We start from the raw sequence: 8,589 nt of genomic DNA on the forward strand, positions 1-8,589 counted from the left end.
CCGGGTTCTGAGCGGAACCTCTCTGGCATGGATGATTCGGGTTGAGTGCATGGTCACGGAATGCCTGGATAGCGTCCATATCTGCCATGTCTTTCAGGTCCTCATAGTCCCATGTCTCGATCTTCTGGATCTCGTGAGATGTACGGAATCCATCGAAGAAGTTGATGAACGGAACTTTACCTTTGATTGCTGCAAGATGAGCAACCGGTGTCAGGTCCATAACTTCCTGTACGGATGATTCGCAGAGCATTGCGCATCCGGTCTGACGACAGGCCATAACGTCGGAATGATCTCCGAAGATGGAAAGTGCGTGAGAAGCAAGTGCACGAGCGGATACGTTGATAACGCCCGGAAGCTGCTCACCAGCGATTTTGTAAAGGTTCGGGATCATCAGAAGAAGACCCTGGGATGCAGTATAAGTAGTTGTCAGAGCACCTGCTGCCAGAGATCCGTGTACTGCACCCGCAGCACCTGCCTCAGACTGCATCTCTGTAACCTGTACTTCCTGTCCAAAGATGTTCTTTCTTCCCTGAGTTGCCCACTCATCTGTTGCTTCCGCCATAACAGATGAAGGAGTGATCGGGTAGATAGCAGCTACATCTGAGTATGCATAAGAAGCATGAGCGGCTGCATGGTTACCATCCATGGTTTTCATCTTTCTTGCCATAGTTTGTTTCCTCCTTAAAGGTATGATGAAAAATTTTTATCTCTAGACCAGTAAGCGGTCTAAAAGTCCATTCATTATTATAGCATACGCCTTTCGGATTGTCCAATCTGGATTGTATTTTTTCTGTACATATTTACATACAAAAAAGTTACAGTCCACTTACTTTTTGTGAACTGTAACAAATTCTCTGGTGTTTTGTACCAAAAATGACATTCTGTTCTGCTTTTCAGGAATCGGCCGGCTCTTCCATAAAGTCCGATGGAAGAAGATCCTTAAGGTTACTGCTCTTAAGCATTCCGCAAAGTTCCTTCTGGATCTTGCACAGCTCACAGTGTATGGTACACGCATGGTCACCCTCACCATTGCGCGGACACTCATATCCCGGTTCCAGACAGTCGATGATCAGGAATTCCGGATCAATCGCTGTATAAATATCGTAAAGAGTCAGATCCTCTGCCCTGCGGTTCAGGGAATACCCCCCATGCACTCCCCGAAATCCCTTTACAATCTCTGCTTTCTGAAGTTTCTTAAGGATCTTGTAGGCAAAAGGTGCTGTGATAAATTCCTTATCACAGATATCCCCAACACTCATCCTCCCGCCTGCCGCCAGTGCGCGCACGACCCTTACTGCATAATCACATTCTCTGGTAATCAACATAGTTTAAGCCCTCTCTCTGCTGTCTCGGACGTCCCTCTCCTTTGCGTCCTTATCTGTCTGCGTACCTTTTGTTTCTTACTACAGCCTATTGGTATGGATTATAACAATTTTATTGTATAAATTCAACATTATTTTTAATTTTTCAGCCGAATTTTTAATTATTTTCAACAGCTTCTTCGTTTTTCCCGCAAAAATCAAGGATTAAGTCTTGCAAAATCCTCTTTTTACTGTAAAATGAGATGTGAATGCATAAAAATAATAAGAAAACCAAGAAACCATAATCAAGAAAAGAGGTACTTTATGATTTCAGCAAATAATATCACACTGCGTGTTGGCAAGAAAGCTCTCTTTGAGGATGTCAACATCAAATTCACAGAGGGAAACTGTTATGGTCTGATCGGTGCAAACGGTGCCGGTAAGTCTACTTTCCTCAAGATCCTGTCCGGACAGCTTGAGCCGACCAACGGAGATATCGTTATCACTCCTGGCCAGCGTCTTTCTTTCCTGCAGCAGGACCACTTCAAATATGACGCTTATCAGGTTCTCGACACCGTCATCATGGGAAATGCCAGACTGTACGAGATCATGAAAGAAAAAGAAGCGATCTACGCTAAAGAAGATTTTACAGATGAGGACGGAATCCGTGCCAGTGAACTCGAGGGCGAATTCGCAGAGATGAACGGATGGGAAGCAGAATCTGATGCTGCTACTCTTCTGAACGGACTTGGCATTGATACCGATCTTCATTACACACAGATGGCAGACCTGACAGGAAGCCAGAAGGTCAAAGTCCTTCTGGCTCAGGCACTTTTTGGAAACCCGGACATCCTGCTCCTCGATGAGCCTACCAACCACCTGGATCTCCCGGCGATCGAATGGCTCGAGGAATTCCTGATCAACTTTGACAATACCGTCATCGTTGTATCCCATGACCGTTACTTCCTTAATAAAGTCTGTACTCACACCGCAGATATCGACTACGGCAAGATCCAGTTATATGCCGGAAACTACGACTTCTGGTTCGAATCCAGCCAGCTCCTCATCAAACAGATGAAAGAAGCCAACAAGAAAAAGGAAGAAAAAATCAAAGAACTCCAGGAATTCATTTCCCGATTCAGTGCCAACGCTTCCAAGTCCAAACAGGCTACTTCCCGTAAGCGTGCCCTGGAGAAGATCCAGCTTGACGACATGCGTCCGTCCAGCCGTAAATATCCTTACATCGACTTCCGTCCGAACCGCGAGATCGGAAACGAAGTACTTATGGTCGAGAACCTTTCCAAGACCATCGATGGTGTGAAAGTTCTTGACAACATCAGCTTCACTCTCGGTCATGACGACAAGGTTGCTTTCGTCGGTGCCAATGAGCAGGCGATCACAACATTCTTCCGTATCCTTACAGGAGAGCTGGAGCCGGATGAAGGAACCTACAAATGGGGCGTTACTACTTCCCAGGCTTACTTCCCGAAGGACAATACACAGGAATTCGACAATGACCTTACCATTACAGACTGGCTGACCCAGTACTCTGAGATCAAGGATGCTACTTATGTACGTGGCTTCCTCGGAAGAATGCTCTTCCCGGGCGAAGACGGTGTCAAGAAAGTCCGTGTACTCTCCGGTGGTGAGAAAGTCCGCTGCCTGTTATCCAAGATGATGATCTCCGGTGCGAACATCCTGATCCTTGATGAGCCTACCAACCACCTTGACATGGAAAGCATCACTGCCCTGAACAACGGACTGATCAAATTCCCGGGTGTCATCCTTTTCACCTCACACGATCATCAGTTTGTACAGACAACTGCAAACCGTATCATGGAAATCCTTCCGGACGGCAAGCTGATCGACAAGATCACAACTTATGACGAATATCTGGCAAGCGACGAAATGGCCAAGAAACGCCATGTCTTCCAGGTTAATGAAGAGGACGCTGCGGATAACTAAATCTTTGCATCTGATTTATTCCATATACAAGAAATCCCCTGTTCCCGAGACACTTCTCATGGAACGGGGGATTTTTATATATTTATCATTTCATGGTGATATCAGCAAGCTTCCCATTGGTCACCTTGAGAAGTGGTTCAAGCGGAACCTTGAGTGTCAGTCCGATCCTTCCGCCGCTCACATAGATCTCATCAAAGTTTCCCGCGGATGCATCATAAACTGTCGGATATGCTTTCTTCATTCCGAGCGGACTGCAGCCACCCCTGACATATCCCGTAATCTTGAGGATATCCTTGACATGGATCATGTCTACTGCTTTCTCGCCGACTGCTTTGGCTGCTGCCTTGCGGTCTACTTCTTTCTCGATCGGAACTACGAACACATAATAGCCGCCGCTTTTGCCCTCCATGACCAGTGTCTTAAAGGACTGTTCGTATGGTGCACCGATCAGGTCTGCACTGTGGAGTCCATCTATAAATTCATCACATTCATAAGGGAACGCCTCATACTTCACCTTCTGGCGGTCCAACATTCTCATTGCATTTGTCTTTGCTTCCTTTGCCATTGTGTCCTTCTTTCCTGCCTCTTATCTGGCATTTCTGTTTCGTTTTGTATTCTTTGTATTTCTTGAATTCTTTCCGGAGATCCGGTTCCAGATCTCTTCGCCTTCGCGGTCATCCTCATCCATCATTTCCTGAATGATCTGCTCGTCAAGATCCTCCTCATCGATCGGCTCGTCATCATAGTAATCATCGTAATAATCATCCTCATAAGTATTCCGTCTGACATTTCGGTTATTTATATTTCTATTATTTACATTTCTGTCATTCACATTACCGCTGCCACTGCGCCCTGTTCCTGCAGATGCGCTGGTTCTCTTTGGACGGTATACAACTGTCTCCTCCCGTTCCGGTGCCGGATCATCGAGCCTGCGCTTACGTGTTTTTTTCTCAAGCGGAACATCAACTACCTGTTTCTGCTGAACAGAATTATGTTCTTTGGAATGCTCTTCACGGCGTTTACGATTCCTCTGGGATTTCTGTTCCTCACCCGTTGCTCTTTCTCTCTTTCTGCGTGGAAGATAATCGTCTGTATCCACATAGTCTGAGCTTCTGCGAGCTTTTTCGTATTCCTGCGGGTCATATTCCTCTTCTTCGATCACAACACGGCGGTTTGTCGCAAACTGGATCAGCATACCAAGAAGGGCACAACCCACGCTCAAGCCAAGTCCATACGGAATATCTGCAAGTCCTCCAAGTTTCGCCAAGGAAAAACCTGCCATGGCGCCGCCCAGCAGGCTGGTTCCAACGATCAGGACAATCCCCGCCCACTTCATGGCAAGCACGCCAAGTCCCACGCCAAGCAGCAGGCAGAAGAAAAATACCAGAGAAGTTGTCGGATGGAAAACATAGATTCCAAGTCCCAGTCCGATGCCTGCACCGATAATAAAAATTCCGACCTTGTAGCTCAGAAAAGCGATCACTGCGAGCAGAATGCCCACACCGATCATGATCACTGCGTACATATATTTTTCCTGGATTCCCATGGTATATGCCACGCCAAGTCCGATACCGCCTCCGATCAGGAAGCCAAACAGCATCATCCAGAAGCGGAGCAGCCGGTATCCCAATACGCAATTGATCACACCAAGAACAAGAAGGGCTGCAAATCCGATCATAGAAACGCTGTCCAGAACCGAAACGGACCTGGTCTGCTCCATGGTACTCATTATCTGTTGTAAAATTCCTGTCATAACGCTCCTCCTAAAACATAAAATACATTGTTTTGAGATTATCCAGAACTCCATAATGATACTCTACTGTACTAAGCCCATACAGTCCCATATAATATCGTGCCACATCCTGAATATATTCATCTCCGTCGCTCTGAATCCACTGCCGATAAACTTCGTCAAAATCTTCCTGATTTCTGAACTTAAAACGAACTACCGCAGCCCCGTTATCCAGACGCATACAGCAAAATTCATATAGCGACTGGTAATCGTAACTGTCAAAGCATGCTCCATTTAACATATAGAAATTCTTATCTGTTGCCGTACATTCCGGTACAGGAAATTCATCCGAAGCTGTATAAACCAGCTCATACTCCTGAGGAAACGGACAGAGATAGTCATAAATAATTGTTTTGTGTTCTGCGAACTGAACAGCATCTCCCTCCAGAAACTGCGGCTGATCTCCATTGGTTGCATCCACATAATAATACTGCCCTTCTATCTGAACAATATCCCATGCATGTCCCTCATCACTGTCCCTGGTATCCCCTTCGACATAAATGCAGGGGATATCAAGCTGTTCCAGGAGGTATTGTACAGCCCTTGCATAACCGGCGCAGACTGCCTGCCCTTTCCAGAAAATCCCCGCAATATTCTGATCATCCTCAGAAGATGCATATTCTGCATGTTCAATAAGATAAGCGTAAACTGTCCTGACTTTCTCGTAAGTATCTGCTCCTTCTGGAATCAGACTTCGAACTTCCTGACAGGCATTCTGCATTGCCTGCTGAATTTCTTCGACTTCCTGATCTGTGTAAGTATAGCCCGGGGCAAATTCACAGTAATCTTTCCCCTGATAGGAAGTTGTATATACTTCCTGCCGGTTATGTACCCAGAACAATTCCGGATGGTCCTTAAGAAGTGCATGATAAACCTTGTTGATCTTCGTTTCTTCTGAAGTTGTCAGATAAAAATTATTCTCTCTTTTCTCAATTCCATCTAACATTTCCCGGTAGATTCTTCTTTCATCATCCCCGAGAAGATTAAAATAATACTCCTGATATCCACCCTCGTCCGTCTCTGCTATACTTTGTTCTCGTAAATCCTGTACCTCTGAAGGTTCTCTGTCAAAAATCCCCCTCGCCACATCCATGATCACAGACTGTTGTTCTGTATCACTGCCTGTCTCTCCAGATCTGTGGATCCGTGTATTCAGTCCCCATCCCAGAACGGCAAGCAAAATCACAAACAGGCATACTTTCTGAGGCAACCTGTGCTTTCTCATTTCCCACTCCTCTGTCTTCCTGATAGTTTCTTTTTATTATAGCATACCGAAAAAAGGGTCTGTATTACGGATATTCACGAACAACCGACAAATCCCGATGTCAAAAAACCCGCGAAAATCATATACCGATCTTCACGGGCTTTTCTCAGGTATTAATCTTCGAATTCCACTTGAATATCACTGTTATCCGGCTGCTGTGGATAAATTGCGGCACTGCCGGAAGAAACTGTCATTCCCTTTTCGAGAATTTCTTTAAGTGTACCTGTCACTTCTACTGTTGTACTTCCTGAAGTGATTCCGTCAGAAAGCCCGGCATCCTCTGTTCCTGCTTCCACATCATCCTCAAAACTGATATCAATTCCTGATGTATCTTCGCTGGATTCTTCTGCTTTCTTAGTGTCTGCTTTTGTTTCTGTATTGGCTGTGAAATCACCATCCGATGTTTCTGTTACATCTGCGGCAGTATCCAGTGCCTCTGCATTACTTGCAGTCGTTCCATCACTTACCATCTGGGCAAGTTCTTCCTGTGTCGGATAGAAAGATGGCTGACGGATGTAACGGAAACTTGCACCGTATGCCTCTCCTACTGTAACCCCGTTCTTGCTGGAAGAACAATGTACTGCGATCCAGTCGCCCGCATCTGTCTTACCACAGATGATACCCACATGATTATTGCTTCCTGATTCCGGACCATTCTGGAACACCAGGTCGCCAGGCTGCGCATCCTGCTCGCTGACTACATCTGCCTTTTCCCACTGATCAGAAGTTCCATCTCCAACACTGCCTTCCATATCTGTGCTGTCATATCCATTGATGACTGCCCAGGTAACAAAGCCACTGCAATCCAGACCATAGGCTCTGGTCGTTCCTGTGCTCGGGCTTCCGGCTGCTGAAACCTTCTCTGCATTTCCCCAGCTCGGATCCTTGCCGATCGTAGTAGACTTGCCGCCCCAGAAATAGCCGACCTCACCTACCAGAGAATATGCCGCTGTAATGACATTGACACGTTCTTCCGAAACATCATCTCCAACACTCTGACGTACAAATCCCTTGGCATCTGTAACGATCGCACAAAGGAGCTTACAGTCTGTTTCTGTGTATTTCTTGAGAACAGTTCTCTTGTCCTGTGCAATATTATTCTGCTTGATGTACGTATTAATATGATAGTTTCCATAGGAAACATGGGTGATATTTTCTTTGTCACGAACTACCGGATTCATCTTTGCAAAAATCTCAGCAAGCTCATCCTTGCTGGAAGAATCCAGTTTAAATTCCTTGGTACCTTTCTGGCTCTGCTCATACACATAAATCGCCAGAATATCCTGCCAGTTTCGCACGAGCAGAGAATCCGCAGATGTAGTCATTCCATCCGTTCTGCTGTCACTGGCATCTGTCAGTTTGTTCTTTTCTTTATATTCTTTCTCAATTTCGTCCATTACAGATGAAAAATCATCAGAAAAGCTGAGCTGATAATTCTCCTTCAGGCTGTCCAGATAAAAGTCCTTTCCTGCATGAAGGTTTGACACATAATAAACCGGTGTACCGGTCTTACCTGTCACATCTGTCGCTTTCGTTCCATCTGAAATATCAGTAGTATTGCTGTTGCTGCTGTTCTGTTTCTTCTTAAGTTCTGCAATCTTTGCCTCAAGTTTTACCAGAGTCTGATAGTTGGTAACCATTGCTTTCTGTTCATCTGACAGATTATTGTAAGCTGTCCGAAGTGCCTCTACTCTGGATGCATGATTCAAAGTAAGTGTCTCCCCTGCCAGGGCATTGATCTGACTGATCAGCGCAGTCACTGCTGAATTATCTGTTGTCGGAGTCGGCGTTGGTGTTGACGTAGGCGCTGTAGTTGGAACCGGTGTCACAGTTGCTGTTGGATCCGGTGCTGTTGTCGGTTCCGGTGCCGTCGTTGGTTCTGGCGCTGTTGTCGGTTCCGGTGCTGTCGTTGGCTCTGGTGCCGTTGTTGGTTCCGGTGCGACTGTTGGTTCCGGATCTGGCGCTGTTGTTGGTTCTGGTGCCGGTGTCTCCTCCCCGGAACCATCACTCAGATCACTGCCGTCTCCAAAATCGCTTAAAGCCTCTATTCCTTCATCCGCAGCCAGAATAGACATCGGGCTGGACAAAACCATTGCTGAAATCATCGAGATGCATAAATACTTTGTCAGATATTTATTCTTCATTCTGCCAAAAAAACTCCCTTCTGTGACCATATTCCCATTTCCTGAAAGGAATATGTTAAAATCTTCTAACTTACATAATAACTGTGCTTATTTTAGCATACTGTTTTTTCAAAATCAACCGCC

The 8,589-nt window shown here is 45.8% G+C and carries 6 protein-coding genes and 1 pseudogene; 1 reads left to right on the top strand and 6 read right to left on the bottom strand.

All coding sequences use genetic code 11. The annotated features are described in order from the left end of the window. Both QZL69_RS02925 and QZL69_RS02930 read right to left on the bottom strand, forming a co-directional pair. Positions 1-667 (bottom strand): annotated as a pseudogene (locus QZL69_RS02925) (pyruvate:ferredoxin (flavodoxin) oxidoreductase); the annotation flags it as partial. A gap of 226 nt (positions 668-893) precedes the next feature. Next, positions 894-1,325 carry an RrF2 family transcriptional regulator gene (locus QZL69_RS02930; RefSeq protein ID WP_022213729.1) on the bottom strand — a complete coding sequence of 144 codons (432 nt, stop codon included), beginning with the start codon at positions 1,323-1,325 and terminating at the stop codon, positions 894-896. A gap of 300 nt (positions 1,326-1,625) precedes the next feature. Between QZL69_RS02930 and QZL69_RS02935 the strand changes: the two genes are divergently transcribed. Beyond that, positions 1,626-3,266 carry an ABC-F family ATP-binding cassette domain-containing protein gene (locus QZL69_RS02935; RefSeq protein ID WP_022213730.1) on the top strand — a complete coding sequence of 547 codons (1,641 nt, stop codon included), beginning with the start codon at positions 1,626-1,628 and terminating at the stop codon, positions 3,264-3,266. A gap of 85 nt (positions 3,267-3,351) precedes the next feature. Here the strand turns inward: QZL69_RS02935 and ybaK are convergent, their stop codons facing one another. From ybaK to QZL69_RS02955, 4 genes are all read right to left on the bottom strand, one after another. Beyond that, positions 3,352-3,831 carry a Cys-tRNA(Pro) deacylase gene (gene ybaK, locus QZL69_RS02940; RefSeq protein ID WP_022213731.1) on the bottom strand — a complete coding sequence of 160 codons (480 nt, stop codon included), beginning with the start codon at positions 3,829-3,831 and terminating at the stop codon, positions 3,352-3,354. A 21-nt stretch (positions 3,832-3,852) separates the two neighbouring features. After that, the gene (locus tag QZL69_RS02945) at positions 3,853-5,019 is read right to left on the bottom strand and encodes a TM7S3/TM198-like domain-containing protein (protein WP_022213732.1); all 1,167 of its coding nucleotides are present in this window, start codon (positions 5,017-5,019) and stop codon (positions 3,853-3,855) included. A 10-nt stretch (positions 5,020-5,029) separates the two neighbouring features. Next, entirely contained in the window at positions 5,030-6,283 is a 1,254-nt protein-coding gene (locus tag QZL69_RS02950; protein ID WP_022213733.1) for a transglutaminase domain-containing protein, read from the bottom strand. A 152-nt stretch (positions 6,284-6,435) separates the two neighbouring features. After that, entirely contained in the window at positions 6,436-8,466 is a 2,031-nt protein-coding gene (locus tag QZL69_RS02955) for an NlpC/P60 family protein (protein ID WP_291518010.1), read from the bottom strand. Positions 8,467-8,589 lie beyond the last annotated feature (123 nt).

The sequence above is a fragment of the Blautia sp. CAG:237 genome (assembly GCF_000436615.1).
Taxonomy (GTDB): domain Bacteria; phylum Bacillota; class Clostridia; order Lachnospirales; family Lachnospiraceae; genus Blautia_A; species Blautia_A intestinihominis.